Origin of the sequence: Citrobacter sp. RHBSTW-00986, from assembly GCF_013783065.1 — a bacterium.
Lineage (GTDB): Bacteria > Pseudomonadota > Gammaproteobacteria > Enterobacterales > Enterobacteriaceae > Citrobacter > Citrobacter braakii.
On record NZ_CP056200.1, the window covers coordinates 2,184,264 to 2,202,191 of the forward strand.

20 protein-coding genes and 1 pseudogene are annotated in these 17,928 nt (G+C 48.9%); 7 read left to right on the forward strand and 14 right to left on the reverse strand.

Features of this window, described 5'->3' with window-relative positions; translation table 11 throughout:
- Nucleotides 1–210 precede the first annotated feature (210 nt).
- The 7 genes from HV345_RS10775 to HV345_RS10805 form a co-directional block, all read right to left on the reverse strand.
- Nucleotides 211–1,485 carry a Glu/Leu/Phe/Val dehydrogenase gene (locus HV345_RS10775; protein WP_181636611.1) on the reverse strand — a complete coding sequence of 425 codons (1,275 nt, stop codon included), beginning with the start codon at nt 1,483–1,485 and terminating at the stop codon, nt 211–213.
- Between the two features lie 321 nt (nt 1,486–1,806).
- Complete coding sequence (locus HV345_RS10780) at nt 1,807–2,775, reverse strand: spore coat protein U domain-containing protein (RefSeq protein WP_181636612.1); 969 nt, start codon at nt 2,773–2,775, stop codon at nt 1,807–1,809.
- Nucleotides 2,776–2,788: 13 nt separating this feature from the next.
- Complete coding sequence (locus HV345_RS10785; RefSeq protein ID WP_181636613.1) at nt 2,789–5,074, reverse strand: fimbria/pilus outer membrane usher protein; 2,286 nt, start codon at nt 5,072–5,074, stop codon at nt 2,789–2,791.
- A 55-nt stretch (nt 5,075–5,129) separates the two neighbouring features.
- A complete protein-coding gene (locus HV345_RS10790; protein WP_141875269.1) occupies nt 5,130–5,852 on the reverse strand; it encodes a molecular chaperone in 723 nt (240 codons plus the stop codon).
- 14 nt (nt 5,853–5,866) lie between these two features.
- A complete protein-coding gene (locus tag HV345_RS10795) occupies nt 5,867–6,397 on the reverse strand; it encodes a spore coat protein U domain-containing protein (protein ID WP_181636614.1) in 531 nt (176 codons plus the stop codon).
- 320 nt (nt 6,398–6,717) lie between these two features.
- Nucleotides 6,718–7,449 (reverse strand): MerR family transcriptional regulator, encoded by a 732-nt coding sequence (locus HV345_RS10800; protein WP_032931597.1) that lies wholly within the window; start codon nt 7,447–7,449, stop codon nt 6,718–6,720.
- A gap of 221 nt (nt 7,450–7,670) precedes the next feature.
- Nucleotides 7,671–8,882 carry a diguanylate phosphodiesterase gene (locus HV345_RS10805; RefSeq protein ID WP_016156768.1) on the reverse strand — a complete coding sequence of 404 codons (1,212 nt, stop codon included), beginning with the start codon at nt 8,880–8,882 and terminating at the stop codon, nt 7,671–7,673.
- 318 nt (nt 8,883–9,200) lie between these two features.
- Between HV345_RS10805 and ycgZ the strand changes: the two genes are divergently transcribed.
- The 5 genes from ycgZ (at nt 9,201) to HV345_RS10830 (ending at nt 10,978) form a co-directional block, all read left to right on the forward strand.
- Nucleotides 9,201–9,437, forward strand: a complete 237-nt coding sequence (gene ycgZ, locus HV345_RS10810) for a regulatory protein YcgZ (protein WP_016153345.1) — start codon at nt 9,201–9,203, stop codon at nt 9,435–9,437.
- 42 nt (nt 9,438–9,479) lie between these two features.
- On the forward strand, nt 9,480–9,752 hold the full coding sequence (locus tag HV345_RS10815; RefSeq protein WP_047358278.1) for a hypothetical protein: 273 nt from the start codon (nt 9,480–9,482) through the stop codon (nt 9,750–9,752).
- Between the two features lie 34 nt (nt 9,753–9,786).
- Nucleotides 9,787–10,053 (forward strand): biofilm development regulator YmgB/AriR family protein, encoded by a 267-nt coding sequence (locus tag HV345_RS10820; RefSeq protein ID WP_016153343.1) that lies wholly within the window; start codon nt 9,787–9,789, stop codon nt 10,051–10,053.
- A gap of 128 nt (nt 10,054–10,181) precedes the next feature.
- On the forward strand, nt 10,182–10,427 hold the full coding sequence (locus HV345_RS10825) for a hypothetical protein (protein ID WP_016156767.1): 246 nt from the start codon (nt 10,182–10,184) through the stop codon (nt 10,425–10,427).
- Entirely contained in the window at nt 10,427–10,978 is a 552-nt protein-coding gene (locus tag HV345_RS10830; RefSeq protein ID WP_181636615.1) for a LuxR C-terminal-related transcriptional regulator, read from the forward strand. Before HV345_RS10825 ends, HV345_RS10830 begins: the two co-directional genes overlap by 1 nt.
- Nucleotides 10,979–11,120: 142 nt before the next feature.
- Here HV345_RS10830 and HV345_RS10835 read toward each other — a convergent pair whose 3' ends face one another.
- Nucleotides 11,121–11,912 (reverse strand): SDR family oxidoreductase, encoded by a 792-nt coding sequence (locus HV345_RS10835; protein ID WP_047358276.1) that lies wholly within the window; start codon nt 11,910–11,912, stop codon nt 11,121–11,123.
- A gap of 148 nt (nt 11,913–12,060) precedes the next feature.
- Between HV345_RS10835 and HV345_RS10840 the strand changes: the two genes are divergently transcribed.
- The gene (locus tag HV345_RS10840; RefSeq protein ID WP_016156764.1) at nt 12,061–12,954 is read left to right on the forward strand and encodes a LysR family transcriptional regulator; all 894 of its coding nucleotides are present in this window, start codon (nt 12,061–12,063) and stop codon (nt 12,952–12,954) included.
- Nucleotides 12,955–12,978: 24 nt separating this feature from the next.
- Here the strand turns inward: HV345_RS10840 and HV345_RS10845 are convergent, their stop codons facing one another.
- Together HV345_RS10845 and HV345_RS10850 are read right to left on the reverse strand one after the other, a co-directional pair.
- The gene (locus tag HV345_RS10845; RefSeq protein ID WP_181636616.1) at nt 12,979–13,968 is read right to left on the reverse strand and encodes an aldo/keto reductase; all 990 of its coding nucleotides are present in this window, start codon (nt 13,966–13,968) and stop codon (nt 12,979–12,981) included.
- Nucleotides 13,969–13,994: 26 nt separating this feature from the next.
- Entirely contained in the window at nt 13,995–14,846 is an 852-nt protein-coding gene (locus HV345_RS10850) for an aldo/keto reductase (RefSeq protein WP_142417387.1), read from the reverse strand.
- 395 nt (nt 14,847–15,241) lie between these two features.
- Between HV345_RS10850 and HV345_RS10855 the strand changes: the two are divergent.
- Nucleotides 15,242–15,454: pseudogene (locus HV345_RS10855) on the forward strand (LacI family DNA-binding transcriptional regulator); the annotation flags it as partial.
- On the opposite strand, the gene HV345_RS26680 reads toward HV345_RS10855, so the two are convergent.
- From HV345_RS26680 to HV345_RS10875, 4 genes are all read right to left on the reverse strand, one after another.
- Nucleotides 15,397–15,564: a transposase gene (locus tag HV345_RS26680; protein WP_181636617.1), complete on the reverse strand. Its 168-nt coding sequence runs from the start codon at nt 15,562–15,564 to the stop codon at nt 15,397–15,399. The pseudogene HV345_RS10855 and the gene HV345_RS26680 overlap by 58 nt on opposite strands.
- A 291-nt stretch (nt 15,565–15,855) precedes the next feature.
- Nucleotides 15,856–16,473, reverse strand: a complete 618-nt coding sequence (locus HV345_RS10865; protein WP_109017614.1) for a TRAP transporter TatT component family protein — start codon at nt 16,471–16,473, stop codon at nt 15,856–15,858.
- Nucleotides 16,470–17,285, reverse strand: a complete 816-nt coding sequence (locus tag HV345_RS10870) for an SDR family oxidoreductase (protein WP_230852504.1) — start codon at nt 17,283–17,285, stop codon at nt 16,470–16,472. The genes HV345_RS10865 and HV345_RS10870 overlap by 4 nt, the downstream gene beginning before the upstream one ends.
- Nucleotides 17,263–17,928, reverse strand: coding sequence for a TenA family transcriptional regulator (locus HV345_RS10875; protein WP_047416676.1), 666 nt, complete (start codon nt 17,926–17,928; stop codon nt 17,263–17,265). The genes HV345_RS10870 and HV345_RS10875 overlap by 23 nt, the downstream gene beginning before the upstream one ends.

Sequence of the window (17,928 nt, forward strand, 5' to 3'; positions counted from 1 at the left end):
CACACGGGTTGGCAAAAGAAAATTGCTGCAATGGGCGTTTCAATACGAAACGTAGCAACATAATAATGTTCCGTATTGGAACGTTATGGTGCATAAAACAGCGAAAATGAGAGGTTGGGCCGTATTTGGCCGGGAAGCTGATTCACGGGTGTGTATGGAAAACAAACCACCTGCAGAGCAGGTGGTTTGTAGGCAAGGTCGATTTCGGCGTTAGCCCGGATAAATTCCGCGATCTTTACGTGCCAGTAGAATGCGTTCGCAGGCAACAATGTAGGCTGCCGTACGCAGTGAGCAGGATTTCTCTGCCGCTTTTTCCCACACGTGTACCATCGCATCGGTCATGATTTTGTCCATGCGATTGTTAATCTCTTCTTCGCTCCAGAAGAAGCTAGCCATGTCCTGAAACCATTCGAAATAGCTGACGGTTACGCCGCCGGCGTTACAAACAACGTCTGGGACAACCACGATACCGCGGCTTGCCAGAACGTCGTCGGCGTCCGGATAGGTTGGGCCGTTAGCGCCTTCGAGTACCAGTTTACAGGTCAGCGTTTCCGCGCGGTGACGGGTGATCTGGCCTTCGAGCGCGGCCGGGATCAGAATATCCATCTCCAGGCTCCAGAAGGCTTCGCTGGCAATGGTTTCAGCGCCCGGGAAACCGGCAATCTGTTTGTGCTCCAGTTGCCAGGCAGACAACGCGGCCATGTCGATACCCGTTGAGTTAAACAGCGTTGCGGTGTGATCCTGAATCGCGACCACGCGTGCTCCTGCTGCCGCGAACAGGCGGGCGGCTTCGCTGCCGACGTTACCAAAACCTTGCACTGCTACGCGAGCGCCTTCAACGTCTATGTTGGCACGACGCGCCACTTCCAGACCGCTGACGAAAACACCACGACCGGTGGCTTTATCACGGCCTAACGAGCCGCCGAGGTGAATAGGTTTACCGGTGACCACGCTGGTCACGGTGGTGCCGTGGTTCATGGAGTAGGTATCCATCATCCAGGCCATTACCTTTCCGTTAGTCCCCACATCCGGCGCAGGAATGTCTTTCTGCGGTCCGATGATAATGCCGATTTCGCTGGTATAACGGCGGGTTAAACGCTCCAGTTCACCTTCGGAAAGCGAGAACGGATCGACGCGCACGCCACCTTTCGCACCGCCGTACGGCAGGTTCAACGCTGCGCATTTGATGGTCATCCATGCGGACAGGGCCATCACTTCATTAAGATCAACATCAGGATGATAACGCACACCGCCTTTGCCCGGCCCGCGGGAGAGGTTATGTTGCACGCGATACCCTTCAAAATGACGGATAGTACCGTCATCCATCTGCACCGGGATATCGACAATCAGCGCGCGTTTTGGGTGGCGCAGGGTATCCACCCAATGGGAAAGTTCGCCCAGGTAAGGGGCCACACGCTCGATTTGTTGCAGGTAGGTATTCCAGGCAGATGTGCTGCTATCTGAAGCGTAAGATAACTTATCCATGATAAACCTTAGTTATAAAAGTAATATGTTCTTAATTTGGCCGTGGTATACAGTGAATCACACCATATGAACCTAAATTTAACATTTATTTCATGGAATGGCCTGTCCGGCTAACACGGTTTATCGGCATGAAGCGTGTGGGTTTTAGCTGAGAAGTGAATAGTTATTCTCTGGTCGTGCTGATATTTCGGTTATTTTGCTGGATGGGTAATTTAATATGCATGTTTTATAAAAATCGCAATTTGTCAGATTTATGACGCACCTCTAAAAGTAAATAATATGATAATAAAATGTATTTGCTTTATTGCGATTAAGCTGGGGTCAGTAGGTCACGGCGATGGTAACGGTATCAGCATAGTTGTCAGGCGTGTAGTTCGCGCTGGGAACGGTGGCGTAAACCGGGTAGGTGGTGGTGGTTCCCGTACCGTTGCCCGCGACAGTATTGAGCGATGAATTGCCCCAAACCGTTCCGGACGGCCCCGGCGTCGAGCTAAGCTCGTAGGGGACCTTGTCCGTATTTGACCCCGTGCCGGCCATCACGCCGCTGCCTGCCGTATTGCCGTTAGAGGGCTGAAGTCCGATGGTGTAAGGCGTGTTATTGGAACATGCTACGCCCACGGTATTTGAAGCCGTTAGGTTACGCCCGGTCGCCCCGGCGGGCGCAAAGCTAATATTGGTTGCAGAGGTGATATTGCACTGTTTGCTGACCGTCGCCGATACGGTGAAGGGAAGCCTGGCGGCAACGGTATCGCCACAGGTGGTCGGCGGGAAAAGCAATCCAGGATTGAGGGTGACAAGGGCTGTCGCCGCCGTATAGCTATCCTGATAGCTTCCGGGGACCGCTGAGGTTTGTGGCGTGACAATCTGCGCTGATACCGTGAGTGAGCCCGTCACTGGCGTCAGATTCAGCAGGTTAAGCTGTACCATTGGAAAAGTTGTTCCCGACTGATACTGACTCCCCCAGACTTTGGTGTGTCCGGCATCCTGGTAAAGCTGGTATGCCAGCGTTCTGGCAGGTGTTCCGTTTAATGACATATTTCGGGGTGTCACCTGGCCACTGACGGCTGAGGCGCCAATATTAAAACAGAGGTTGATCCCTGCCAGCGCGTCGCCAAGCTCTTTGGTGCAGGTGTAGTTGAACGTCATTGATGACGTTGCGCCTGTCGCAGACAGCGGATTGACTGAGCCCAAATTTATGGGTTGTACATTGCTCACCGAACAGGTTACGGCATGGCTAATCGCCGGACAAAAGAGTACGGCTGCGATGAGTAACAGATGCCTTAACCTCATGAGCGCACTCCTGTTAGTGTGGCCGGCAAACCAGTGGACCTATTTGCACAATCCCCTTTGCGGAAGCGGGATAGTCAAATTGCACGCGACAACTGCCGGTGTCTGTCTCAACGCGTAGCGCGTTGTGCTGTTCCAGCGTGTCGAACCAGGTCATCCCATCAAAACCAACGACAGACGATTGTCCTGTTTCGTTGATGGCGTATGCCATGCTGCCTTCGGGAATGGGTTTACCCTGATTGTCGACGAGGATGACCTGCGCAGCGCGTACCGGGGTAATGCCAAAGCTAACCAATGTACCGGAACGATCGGCAGGCGTTGCATTCGTCTCAACGCGTGCGATCCGCATATTGGCGGGGAGATCCATTGGGTCAATACTGATCAGGTTTTTTTGATAACTGTTCAGCGGCGTGACCAGCAATAGCCCCTGGTCGTCGCTGCGACCAATCAGGTTATTTTGTAATTTAATCGGGACGTCAGGAACGCCGTCAGTTGATACGACGGCAAAGCCATTGTTGATTTCACGTGCTGCAAACAGGCCGCCTCCCATGGTAACAAGCGATCCGGTGGCGCCTGCGTAGCCGTAATGGTTATCCGGTAAACGGCTGAATCCCGCGTACGCTTTACCATAACGACCCAGATATCCCACTTCTCCCTGACCGCTTTGCCGGGAAGCCTGCTGACTGGCGGCCAGATTCCAGCCCCAACCGCCGTCGGCAGGAGGCGTCAGGCTGGCGTTGAGCTGGTAGCCGGTCTCATCATTGGTGCGTTGTAGGGTGCTGCTGGCACTGAGATTGTTATCAGTGGTCATTGTCACCATCAGATAGAGACTGCGATCGCGGTTATCGTCGATGTTTTGGTTGAATCCGGCATTTAGTGAAATGTTGTCGGTGATCGATTTGAACCAGCTGGCGTTGGCGTAGCGCACCGCATTTTCGTGCGGATAACGAAACTGCAGGTAACTCAGGCTGACATTACCGGCAGCTTCCAGCGAATAGCCAATGACCGTATTGCTGTTAAGCGTCGGTGGCGGCTCGCCATAATGGGTGGCGACATCATGATAATCACCGGAAGTGGCCGTCGTACTGGTACTGAAATTAAACCGTTCGCCGGACCAACGGTAACCAAAACTGTACAGAAAACCGTTCTTTCCTGCGTCGGTACTTGCGGCAATTGAGGTCGAAAACGTGCCGCTGCGGGTGCCTGGGATCCAGTCGTTACTGAAGCCCGCGTTAATCAGTCCATCGCTGGTTTCAGCGTGAGTCCCGGCGGTGAACGTATTGCTAAACCCCCGACGCCATGTACCGCTCAGTACCGGTGCGCTGGCATAATCAAAAGAGGAGTAACCATAGTTTTCGCGTACCGTACCCAATTCTGCAGACCAGGCAGTTAATCCTTCCCGCAGGAGTTGCTGATCGTTGTAGAACGAGAAATTTTGTACGCTCGTTCTGCCCAGCGCATCCGTCATCATTACCTGACCCGTTCCCGCGCCGCTGATGTTCGGCATTGTGTTGATCTGAAAGCTACCCGCGGGGACTTCTCCGTTGTAGTACCTGACGCCGTCGACGTACAGCTCAACGTTTGACGGCAACGTTGCGGAGCCAAGATATGCAGGGAGCGGGGTGGTTGGCATATAGGGCCGCAAACCAAAATCGGTTCCTATCTGAATGCCGCCGATACGCGTCGGCCGGGACCAGATAAGTGAACTGGTCAGGGTATCGCCAACGGTTACCGCCAGCATCGTTTCGGGAAATGACGTACGCCAGCTGGTATCGAGTCGCTCAACGCTGTTATCCGCATTTTCCTCGGTGGAATACTGCGTCAACTGGGTGGTGCTGAGCACGCCTGCAGCATTGAAAGCGCGGAGTTCGCTGAAGGTATTTATTGCGCTTTCATCCCCCTGTTGGGTATAGATATCGTAATTGAGCAGCGCTCCGCGTGATGTTGTCGCCGTCGGCGCGGTCTCTACGGGGGAGTTAAGCTGCGTGGTCGCAAGATCGAGTGAACTGAGTGGTGCAGTAAGCGAAAGCGTTTGCAACTGAACGTTATAGTCAATCGTTAGCTCGGGGATATCGTTCAGGCAGACGGCGTGAGTGGCGTCAGGCGCAAAGCGAAAGCCCATTTTTCGCAGGGTATCTGCCCCTGCATAGAGCTTTCCATTATCGTAACCCAAATGCACCAGCCCAACGGGATTCCCATTTAAGGTGACGTCGAGATACAAATTGACCCCCACGAGCTGCGCTGCGCCATTAATAACACCATCTTCGCTCTGGTTATTATTCAGCGTTTGTGCGCAAACCATTCCCGATATTAATACTCCATTGAGAAAGCAATATTTCACCAGAAGCCAGGATCTGTTACAGATCTTGTACTGTTTTTTGGCCATTGATTGTGACTTCAACTTTCCCGCCATCATGAGTATTACTGGCCGACGGAGAGACTATCCAGCGCATTGTTGAGCCGGGTAAAACGTAGCCTAACAGTCCGGGCGTAATAACTTTTTTAGCACCGTCAGGGCTTATAAATGTTGCAGCAGATAATTGTGCATGCCCATTTCCCTGGTTACTCACTTCAATAAATTTTTTGCCATCAAGCTGTTGTAATTTCCATTGCAATTTAGCCTGCGTTTGCGCTGGTGATGTTGGTTGAATGAAAACGGGAACGGAATAATGCAGCACAAACTGAAGCTTATTTTTTTCTACTTTTGCAGGCGGTAACTCATCTATCGATAACCGATAAGCGTCTTCAGCATGTGCCGAAGGTGGGCCGGTCCGAATAACGCGAATCAACTGACGTTCTCCAGGGGCTAATGCCAGCATCGGCGGGCTAATGACCAGCCCCTGAGAGGGGGAAAGTTTGTCGCCGTAAGCGCTCTGGCTCCAGCGAAAAACCCGAACCTGGGCATTGAGCACATTTTCACCCGCATTACTAAGCCAGATACCATCGGCATTTTGCGTCGCGAGCAAAGTTAATGTGACCGGGGCGATTTGCAGCCCGCTGGCGGCGGCAGGGTTGAGGCTCGCAACCATCCCTAACAGGCATGCGCAGGCACACTGCTGAACAGGCAGTTTTACTCTCATGTGGCTTCCTGAAGTTAGTAGTTAACGTTAACCGTTACCGTGTCGGCATAGTCGTCAGGAGTGAAGTTGGCGCTCGGTGCGGTGGCATAAACCGTAAACGTTTGCACCAGCCCGGTCCCCGTCGCCGCTACGCCGTTTCCAGGCGCGGTGTCGGTGGCGGTGTTCCCCCACACCGGACCTGTTGCTGATGTTCGATTTAGCTGGTAGGGCACTTTATCGGTATTGGTGGCAGCGTTAGCCACGGAGGACATGGCGCCTGAGCCCGTCGTCGTTCCCCCATTGGCGGCCGACGGCGCCAGACCGATAAAATAGGGCGTGGTTTTTGAGCAATTAATCGAAATCGTGTTGCTTGCATTGGTATTTGTTGCCGTGGTATTCACCGGCCCAAGCGTGATATTTGAAGCCGAACCGGCAGTCACGGTACAGGCCTTTTGAATCGTCATCAGTACCTGAAATGTTCCGTTAACGGTTGCTGCATTTGCCACGGGAACAATGGAAAAGGCGCAGCAACAAAGAATTAAGCGTTTGTCTAAGACTAGAGCCATATCCTTTACCTTTTTCAAATAACCACATTTATTACTTTAGAAAAACAATAATGTGGTACAAGAAGACATGGTTTAACCCTAGAATAAGTATTAGGCGTGCGCCAGTTGATCTAATAAATTTTACTTAGGAAAAAGGTGATGTCGTTTGCAAAAAAATAATACCCACGGGTGAGTATATTGTTTTGTTTTTATGCTACTGCGGGTATTAAGTCAGGCTGGTGGTGAACACAGATTCATTGGATGGCATTCAAAATAACCACCCAAAAAATGAGAATTAGTAAGATTTATCTCACTCAGCTCATTACTGCGATACATGTTGGTTACGGGCTGTGAAAAATGACTTTATAACCTTGTTCGTTCCAGTGTTGTAGAAGTTCATTTTGTCTGCGGGTTGGCGTAATACCAGTCCAGACAAAAAGCGTTTGCCCGGGGAAAAGTTCAGGTCTTGGCGATTCAATGGGTTCAGCAAGCACGGCAATATGCCAGCCCGATTGCGATAAACGCCAGGCTTCGAGCCATAAACGGGTTCGGTCTTCAACATCCCAAGCCATCAGGATGGCATCTTTCCCTGATTTGCGGCGCGTTTCAGACAGCAGGGTTGCTACATATTCAATCAATGCGCCATCAAGCATACTGTTCATGATGCGGGATGTATTATGGTCAAGTATCAACCGCTGACGCACAGGAAGATAAACGCGATCAATCAACGCATCTACGGGGTAGGCGCGACCGAGTGCGATAATTTTGGCTCGCAGCTTCGGGGGATACGCCATACGAAGAATGCCCATCATCTCTTCTTGCAATTGATTCCAGTCGTCGTCAGTTTCACGAGTACTGGTTTCCAGCAATGCTTTAACTTTGCCAACGGGTGTGCCACTGCTAATCCAACGTTTTATTTCTTCAATACGTTGAATATCCTCTTCATCAAAGAGTCGGTGGCCACCTTCGCTGCGTTGAGGTTTGAGTAAACCGTAACGTCGTTGCCATGCCCGAAGGGTGACAGGATTTATCCCGCAACGTTCTGCGACATCCCCAATGCTGTAATAAGCCATAATTCCCCCAGACACTCATGATTCTCCGTCACCGATATGCGGTTCCTGCTACTTTGTACAACATGCATCAAATTGTACAAAACATACATAGGATTCTAGCAAAATTAAGATTTACTTTACTATCACGTAGGGAGTAAATGCTGAATTTTTATGTTCAGCATAAAAGAGGTGGTGGGATTATTGTGTAATAACAATACGTTAATTATTATAACGCTGAGAAATCATTTTTTCTCTGGCCACGCGACAGACGGAGTACCATTCAGGCAGGCTCTTGCAAACAGGTTACCCTGGAAGATCTCAATACCCGCGGATTCAAGCCACATCCACTCTTCAGGTTTTTCGACGCCGACCGCAGAAATCATTATCTCCAGTGAAGCGCAGCATTTGATTATGGCCTGAATGATGGCCTGCCGTGGTCCACTTTTATGCACATCAGTGATGAGTTCGCGGCTTATCTTAATTCGGTCCGGTTGAAAGCGAGACAAAAGCTGAAGCCCGGCAAAACCTGCCCCGAAATGATCTATCGCCACACATATTCCCGCTGCCTTGAGTGACTTCACGGCCTGCGCGAACGTATCAAAACGCGAAATAACTTCACTTTCGGTAAACTCAACAATGATTTGTTCAGGCACCAGTCCATGCGCCGCGATTTCGTTTATAAGAAAGCTGACTGCATCGGGTCTGTTTACCAGGGTCATGGGTAACAGATTAACCGACAGCATTTTGTGATTAAGTCCCAGTGCGCTTGCCATTGCAAATGCAGTCTTTTTGCTCTGCAGATCAGCGGTATACACATCTTCAGGTTTGAATTTGTCAAAATACGTTGCGGGCGTTTCACCGTCTTTACCGCGAATAAGGGCTTCCAGCGCAATGACGCGCTGTGACATAGGATCGATAATTGGTTGAAAAGCAAAGCTGAAATCTGTATCTGACGGGAGTGTGCTTTCATCCAGGATGGTACAGGTATTGTCGGTTATAAAACTCCAGTAATCAGGCGCAGGTATTTCAAAATAGCTCGATTTTTCCGTGGCGAGGACAAATGTGCGGAAAAACTGTAATGCTCTGTCATCATACGTGAGCTGAAATTTGGACGTACCCTTATTGAGTACAGCTTGCAGGACGTCATTCCGTTCATGTTTTTGTAAATCAAATAACTCCATCCCTACATTTCCGAATCTTCTCGCAGGCGCGTAATCACACATCAGTTCAACGATATTGTGGTGCCGGGGGTCGTTACAAATACAACGATAGATCTCTTTTACCTGCTCCTCTGGGCCTTCAAGCAGTTGGAAAAAGTGATGGCCGTTAAAGAGTAAGATCCCCGTAACATCTGATCGCCTGTTTTTGATATTTGCGGCTGTCACCATATCCTCAAGCGCTTTGAGAGGGGCGTCTTCACGTAGATGGCTACGGTAAATAATGGTCGTGAGCATGGACAGTCCGGGATCAAGGAAGGAGAAGAGGTCTGGTCAGTATCAGACAAACCAGGTTACGCCCTGATTTTAATACATAATTCTAACTTTGTCTTTACAAGTGATCGGGCTAATACAGATCAATTTCATTGATAACACAAAGTGATTTGTACAAAGAAATTGAATTTCATGAAGATTTGAAACATCGTAACTACATGATTTAATTTATTTAGCATTTTTTGCTAAAAATTAGCGTGCTATGTTGTACACATTTTCGGTACAGCTTTGCTACTGTTATAAAACTTAATATTCACCAGCATTTTGTTACAGGAGCACTCCATGCAGCAGCATACCGTTCGCACTGATTCTGCAAGCGCGATTTCTCGTTACTTTGCTAAAGCGCATCTGCCAACCCAACAGGAAACGTTGGGCGAAATCGTGACTGAGATACTAAAAGATGGGCGCAATCTCAGTCGCAAATCACTGTGTACCAAACTTCTGCACCGTCTTGAAAATGCATCAGGTGAGAATGAACAGAAACATTACAATGCGTTAATCGGCCTGCTTTTCGAATAAAATAAAGCCCTACTATGATAATGGGTAAGTAGTGAAGGAGTTATGAAGAAACCTGACAGTGAACGCTTGAAACATGAAATTACAGGTTTGGCTGTGCTAGAAATTTTGCGAATGCATAAAGACGTTTCGTTAGCTGCACTGATTAAGCAATTGCGGCTTATGCATGCCAGTGAAATGGATGGTACACGTAAACAATTAATTGACAGCGTTATCAATGATTTCACAAATGTTAATCCGGGGAAGATAAGCAGAAAACCGGAACAAACGAGAGATGAGAGTGCTTTCAGTGCCAGCAAAAACCCTAAATTACATTAAAGATAATTCTCCAGACTATACAAGCGAGGTTAACATGCTTCATGAAATTAATGTCCACAGTGTAATGACGGATAAAGCTTTATCAAGTTACTTCCATAATGCAGGTGAACTATTAGCAGATGAGTCAGTGGTATTGGGGCAGGCGGTGACAAATGTAATTCTGGCAGGTGATAATGTTAATAATAAAAACATCATTTTAAGCCTGATTAGTTCTCTGGAGTCAACAACTGACGTTGTCAAGGCAGACATTATCAGAAAAACCCTGGAAATAGTGTTACGTTATACGGCTGATGACGTCTAATGAGATAGCACATTAATATAAATACACAGCACAATTATTGTATGATGTAAGTTCTGTCGCTTCGCTGTTTGGATTAAGACTATACATAGCATCCTCTTATTTTTATGACTGCATATTATGGAGTTGATATGGCTAATTCAATTCCGGAAGATTTTATTTTCCGCTGCGCTTTGTATAAGGATATAGAGCGTAATGTCATGTTAAAACAGGGTTGTATCAGTAATGATGTTCTTATTCAGGCATTCAGCACGCAGTTGAAGAATGAGAAGAATGTGATACTGACCGATCTCTATTCACAGATTCTGGCACATCTTCAACTCGATAAAACTTCGCAGCCCGGTGAGGTCAATGGTGATTTTTCGTTGAGGTCATAATGATGAACATCATGCAGGAACATGCTGGAAACGCAGTTTTATGGATTGATGATATCTATATCAGGCAAGGGTTAAAGAATATCCTTGCAGATATCGTTTTTGAAGATGACAAGGCGCGATTTGTTTTCTTCACCGCTAATCACTTTGACGCGGTAAAAAAGCAAAATTACGATCTGAATACATATCGCCTGGTGCTGCTGATTGATGGCCATCTGTATCAGTATCTCAATGACATCTCACTTTACAGACTGCCAGTAGATAGCGATGTTGCCTCAATCAAGCAATTTATTATTGATATTACTCGTGCTGGTGGAAAGCACGAGCATCAATCGGAACTCAATATCTCCTTGACTGCGCGAGATAAATATATTTTAACGCAGCTAGGGGAGGGGCGAACTGTTTTTGAGATATCTGCCATGTTAAATCTACACTTAAAAACCATTTACCAGGCCAGGCAGAATCTGATCAAGAAACTTGGTTGCTCAGGGCTGATTGATTTTCAGGGAATACTGCAAGCGCAAATATTCCGAAACTGGCTGAAGCATGCCTGATCATCGATACGCTAAACTTACCTTCAGCGATTTGTGTAAGTTTAAATCAATCGCTCGGGTTATCTTATCGATGATGTCTTCTGTTGTGAACATAAATTAACGTTCATTATAAGAGGGCGATGATACAGCCTTGTCGAGATGCTTATGATTTATTTATAGATTTCAGCAACCCCGTGCGGTTCAGCTCGTTAATAATGCACTCAGGTTCTTCATACAAAGGCATATTGTCTATATCTAAAACGCCATCATTTTTTTGTGGATCATCAGCCTGCAGGTCTGCAAACAGTGGAGTAAGATCCTGCGGTGCTTCGCCTCGTTCGGCCACCAGCTCAAACGTTTTATTTTTTGCTGCCTCGTTGGTCAGGGCACTGACCAGAACCTGGGCGATTTGCTGCCTTGATATCACACCATCTTCTGGTGTTCCTGCATGGCGACGATCCCCCTGGAGCAAAACAATTCTGTGTTCATCATCATTGTTGTAATCAAACCAGCCGGGTCTGACGATGGTATAGGGGTGACCACTCGCTCTGACCAGACGTTCGGCACGTCTTTTCCAGTCATGAACCTCAGTGCGTTGATTCCAGGTACTGAGTCGTTCAGTCACGCCAATCGTGGTCATTAAACCGATGCGTACAGGTGTATCCCTGAAGAGTCGTAAAATGTTACGCACACCGCCGTAATCTATCGCTCTGGCGCCAATACGCCCCTGGCCATCGGAACCGAGCGTGAAGATGATGGCATCAATATCTTTCGGCAAATCGGTAAGTGTTTCAGGCATTGAAACATCGCCGTAAAAAACATCCGTTCCACGCGGAAGTAATTTTACTTTCCGTTTATTTCTGACCAGCGCCACGGGCTGATGACCCATTTCGATAGCGGTATTCACGACATGAAGACCAATACTTCCGGTCGCGCCTGCAATGAGTATTTTCATGATAAACCTTCTGATAATTCAGACTTATTTTCTCTACAGTCAGAATATCAATTATCATTATTGTCAGTAATAGGGCTAAAATGATTGTGTCTATGAACACCCTTCATGAGTGCGCGATGAAGGGAATGCCACCATAAGGAAATCGCCGATGCTTAAAGAAAACTTCAACGAACTGCAAATCTTTCTGGTGGTGGCAAGGGAGCGAAGTTTTACCAAAGCAGCGGGCAAACTGGGTGTTTCTCAGTCTGCACTCAGCCATGCGATGAAGGCGCTGGAGGAAAGGCTCAATATCCGCCTTCTGACCCGTACGACCCGAAGCGTTGCCCCTACGGAAGCCGGTGAGCGAATTATTGCCTGCCTTGAACCGCGTATTGCCGATCTTGAACAGGAGCTGGAATCGCTGGTTCAACTGAACGGCACTGCCTCCGGCAATATCCGCTTATCTGCTGGGGAGCATGCCGCGCGAAGTCTGGTATGGCCAAAGTTAAAACCTTTCCTCAGGGAATATCCGGAAATTAATCTCGAACTGGTGGTTGATAACGGCTTTGTCGATATTGTTGAGGGCCGTTTTGATGCCGGGATCCGCCTGGGCGAAAGCGTGGATAAGGATATGGTTGCTGTAAGAATTGGCCCGGACATGCGCATGGCCGTGGTGGGAGCACCGTCTTACTTCGCGGCAAACCCTGCACCTGAAACGCCGCACGAGCTACAAAATCATCGGTGCATCAATATGCGCCTGCCGACTGCCGGTGGGCTTTATCACTGGGAGTTTGAGAAGGAAGGGAAACCGTTACGGGTCAGAGTGGAAGGGCAGGTAACGTTTAATCAGCAGGCAGAAAGGATTGATGCTGCTTTATCCGGTTTTGGCATTGCCTGTATGCCTGAAGACAGGGTGCAGGATTATATAAAGTCAGGAGAGCTTATTCAGGTTCTGCAGGACTGGTGTCCATCTTTTCCCGGCTATTATCTCTACTACCCGAGCCGTAAGCAGCACCCGCCCGCATTTGCGCTGATGATCGATGCACTTCGCTACGCCCAATAACGGGTCCGTAGACCCGTTCGGATATTAACGGCCTACGCGGGCCTGGTGCTCAGGAGAGTAACGTTCACCGACGATGTTAATCGTTTCCAGCGCCTGGGTTATCTGCTGCGTATCCTTCTGTGAAAGAATGATGTCGGCAGCCCCCAGGTTTTCCTCCAGCCGGTGTAGTTTGGTGGTACCAGGGATAGGAACAATCCACGGCTTTTGTGCCAACAGCCATGCCAGCGCGATTTGTGCAGACGTCACACCTTTCTCTGCCGCCAGTTCACCCAGCAAGGAGACCAGCTTTTCATTGGCTTCAATCGCCTGCTCGGCGAAACGCGGCACGGTGCTGCGATAATCATCCTTGCCAAAAGTGGTTCCTGGCTTAATCGATCCCGTCAGGAAGCCTTTGCCTAATGGGCTGAAGGGAACGAAACCAATACCCAGTTCCTCCAGTAAAGGCAGGATCTCCTGCTCAGGCTCGCGCCACCATAGAGAGTATTCGCTTTGCAGCGCAGTAACCGGTTGAACAGCATGCGCACGACGAATGGTTTGTGCGCCCGCTTCGGACAGACCGAAATGTTTGACTTTGCCTTCCGCTATCAGGTCTTTCACGGTTCCCGCAACATCTTCAATAGGGACATCCGGGTCGACACGGTGTTGGTACAGCAGATCAATGACATTAGTCTTAAGGCGGCGTAATGATCCTTCCACAGCTTCACGGATATGCTCCGGGCGGCTGTTTAAAATCTGCTGCTTGTTGTCCGCGCCGAAGGTAAAACCAAACTTGGTGGCAATAACCACACGGTCACGAAACGGTTTTAAGGCTTCGCCTACAACCTCTTCATTAAGAAAGGGGCCATACACTTCAGCGGTATCGAAGAAGGTGACACCACGTTCAACCGCAGCGCGAATGAGCTCGATAGCCTGACGGGTATCGGTCGCCGGACCGTAGCCATGGCTTAAGCCCATGCAGCCGAGCCCAAGCGCGGATACTTCGAGTCGGGATTTACCCAGATAACGTTTTTGCATTGAATGAATACCTCTTTTATCGCGACTTAAACATCAAGTTTGCGGCCGGTCAGCCATTCCACCATCGCCGGATCGCGGTGAGAGAAGAAGGCGCTGGTTGCAGTGTCGAGGGCAGCAATCTGCAGCATATCTTCAGAACTGAGTTCAAAATCGAGAATGTTAATGTTCTCTGCCATGCGTTCTTTGCGCACCGATTTCGCCAGTGAAATGATGCCTCGCTGGAAGATCCAACGCAGAACAACCTGGCCCACGCTTTTGCCGTACTTCTGACCAATTGCCGTTAATACGGGATGCTGGAACAGACCATTTTTCCCCTCAGCAAACGGAGCCCAGGCTTCCGGCTGAATGCCACGGCTTTGATTCCAGGGAACGGCATGCAGCTGCTGGTTGAAGGGGTTAACTTCAATCTGGTTTACCGCAGGAGCCACGTTGTTGAAGGCGATAAGGTCGGCCAGTCTGTCAGGATGGAAGTTGCTGACGCCAATGGCGCGAATTTTTCCTTCCTGTTGTAATTCTTCCATGGCACGCCATGCCCCATGAACATCACCGTAAGGCTGGTGAATCAGATACAGGTCAACATAATCAAGTTGCAGACGATTCAGGGAGCGTTCGAACTGGGCTTTAGCGCCTTCGTAATTAGTATCCTGCAGCCACAGCTTGGTCGTTACAAAGAGTTCGTTACGGTCGATACCGCTTTGTTTCAGAGCGTTCCCGACCTGGGTTTCATTCTGGTAAGACGCGGCGGTATCGATCAGGCGGTATCCCGTATCGATGGCATCAATCACGGCTCTTTCGCATTCAGCGGCATCAGACATTTGAAACACACCAAAGCCCAGCAGGGGCATTTCAATACCGTTGTTCAGTTTTACAGTTTGCATGACGTTATCCTTTGGCTGTTGTCGAGGAAAAGCATAACGCAAAGTTATTTATTCGATTAGATGGGGTAATTAGCTAGGGTTTATTAGATGTGTTCATTAATTTTGAGGAGGGCTGATGGGCGGCTTTGTGTAAGAAATGAACGTTTTAAACACTAAGGAAAGGCATTTATCCGTCGGGAGACAGTCCATGCAGCTGCCCGTCGCACCTCAGACCCTATAATACCTCGTAAATCAGCAAACTCGCGGGGATTGAATTTTTTGCGGCGCTAACGCCAATGGAAGTGAGAGCGCGAACTGGGTTTCATGTAACGCAACAACATGTGAACTGGCTTACATCTTTGACCTCTATCACACTTTATAGTGACATTACTTTTTAGAGGACACATTTCATCATCATGGCTTCCATTAAAGATGTTGCAAAAAAAGCAGGAGTATCAACGGCTACTGTATCGCGGGTGCTTAACAATCATCCCAGCGTAGTGCCTGAAACGCGTCAGGCGGTACGTGATGCAATGGATTTCCTGTGTTATGTGCCCAGTAAAAGCGCGATTCAACTGAGCGGCAAATGTTCAGGCCTCATCGCCGTCGTGTTGCCGAACCTGGTCAATCTGTAGTGGCACAGTACATTTGGCCACTTGAACAGCCGATTATCGTTGATTCCATGCTCACGAGCGAGTTTCGCCACGGAGATCTCTGGTCGATCTGAGCGTTCAACCATTTTGATTTTGAACTCAACGAGATAATTAGGGCTTTTTTACGCACTGTAGTTAACAATTTCATGGATAGCGCCCATCTTATTTGGTGTCCGCTATGCTGTCAGAAAATTGAGAGTCTGCCAGACGGTGCTGAAATGACGCCTACAATAGGTGAGCTGGGTGTGGATGACAAGCCTGAAAAAGACGAAGGCATCACCACAGTGATGGCTATTCTCGTCAAAGGAAAAAGGGAATGTCTGTACCGTTCACAGGGAACAGTGGGCGGCACAGTATATTCTGCGGGTACTGGTTTTTTACTTAATACTGGCCAGATCCTTCGCAATATCACGACGGCGTCCATTATCAGCAATCTCTCGTCCTGGGCGCGCCGGAGCTTTCAGTGCTTTATCCAGATAGCGCTTCGCGTCCTGGTTTTTTTTCTCCTGCAATAGAAAGTCACCATAAAAATAGTTAGGGTCAATACCGTCAGGATTGATCGCCAGCGCTTTCTTTAACATTTCTTCGGCTTTTTCTTTATCACCAAAACCAATCGGCCAGCCTGGTACCTGATAATACAGCGCACCGAGGCTAGTCCAGGCTGACCCCTGCAATGCGCCTGGATCAATCTCAATGGCTTTTTCCAGATTACTGCGCGCCTGTTTAACAAGGCTCAGCGCGCCAAGACCGCCTTTGGCGCCAGCCCAACTGCTGTCAATAATACCTGACCAGATTAACAACGGTGCATCGGTATTGTTAGCTTGAATAGCATTGTGGGTCTTTTGGCTAAGCGCACTGAAACAACTCTCTTTTTTCGCGGCTAACGTCTGATATTGGCAAATGGACCACTCATGCTGTAAATCTTCCAGCGTCGTATTCGCCATTGCAGAGACAGGTATCACTGTCGCAATAATGAGTACATGTAGAATTCTCATTTATGTTCTCCCTTGAGCGGTTTTCTGGCAAATAACTGAATCACAGGTAATTTCTTTCCTAATGCCCCATCGATGACGGTGGGAAACCAGGCATTGATTTTGACAAACAGGCGTTCCATCACGCCAAAGCGGTAGCGTTTCTGTTCAGTTTCAAGTAGACGGGTGAGTCGCGCGGCAACAAAGTCGGGGGAATCGCTACTGTTGCCGAGTTTCTGATTCAGGGCATACACATGTTCGTTGTTCAGCAAGGTTTCTGTTGAACGCGGAGCGGCATACAGTACCGTGATGCCGCTACCCTGTAATTCACGCCCTAATGCTTCAGAAAAACGGTGTGTCGCTGCTTTGGTCGCACTGTAAACGCTCCAGGCTGGATGACCAATTTCCCCAAAGATAGACCCTATATTGAGCACGATCCCTGGTGTATTCATCTTTTGCATTAAAGCACGGGTGAGTAAGGCCGGGATCTCAATGTTGGCGCGGATCTGCTCACGAATATCGTCAAAAGATTGCTGTTCAAACAACGCAAAGCGACTACTTCCCGCATTGTTTATCAGGATATCCAGCCCACCATCCTGGCTAAATCGTGCGGCCAGCGCGTTGATTTCATCATCAGAATAATTACGCATTAGCGCAATGCTGTGCCGCTCCGCATAGGGAAGTGTCTGTTGCAGAAGCTTCATTGCCTGTTCGTTGCGCCCGACAAGGCAAAGCCGTGCCCCTTTTTTCGCCAGCGACAGTGCCAGCGATTGACCGATACCCCCGCTTGCGCCGGTGAGTAAAACCGTCTTGTCATGCAGGTTCATTTGCGTCATTTCCCAGTTGCTCAAGCATCTGCCCATACAAGTTATAAACACGACGGGCGGTGTGGATAATGGCAGTCTGATCGTCCTTATCGGTAATGGTATCCATCAGAGATGCAAAAAATCGCAAATGTCCCTGATCAAGCTCGCCATGTGAACGCAGATAAGTGGTAGCCTGCTCAGGTAGCGCCAGCGTATGCTCAACTTGTGCGGCAACGGCTGATGCTATCGACACGCTGGTACCTTCCAGTACCTGGACCATGCCAAAGAGGCTCATTGGATTGATTCGTTCAATACGATAGTAGAGGTAAGCGATCATCATTTCGATTGGCAGCCCAGGCGTTCCATTTCTGACTTTTTCCGCGTCGCCACCACAGGTGCGAATATCATTGAGGATCCATTCCTGATGTCCGTACTCTTCATCAATATATTCGGCAATGGCTCCTCGCACTGCTTCATGTGAAGCACCAAGACGACTGCCGGCGCACATCAGCAGCGGTACGGTATGGCTGACGTGGTAATATGCCTGCGTCAGAAAGTGGATATACATTGCGCGGGAAATATCGCCTTGCTGGCAGCGGGCGATGATTGGCGATGCCAGTAACCGCTGACGGTCCTCAGCGGTTTGTTTTTGCAGTTCCTGATAAAAACTCAT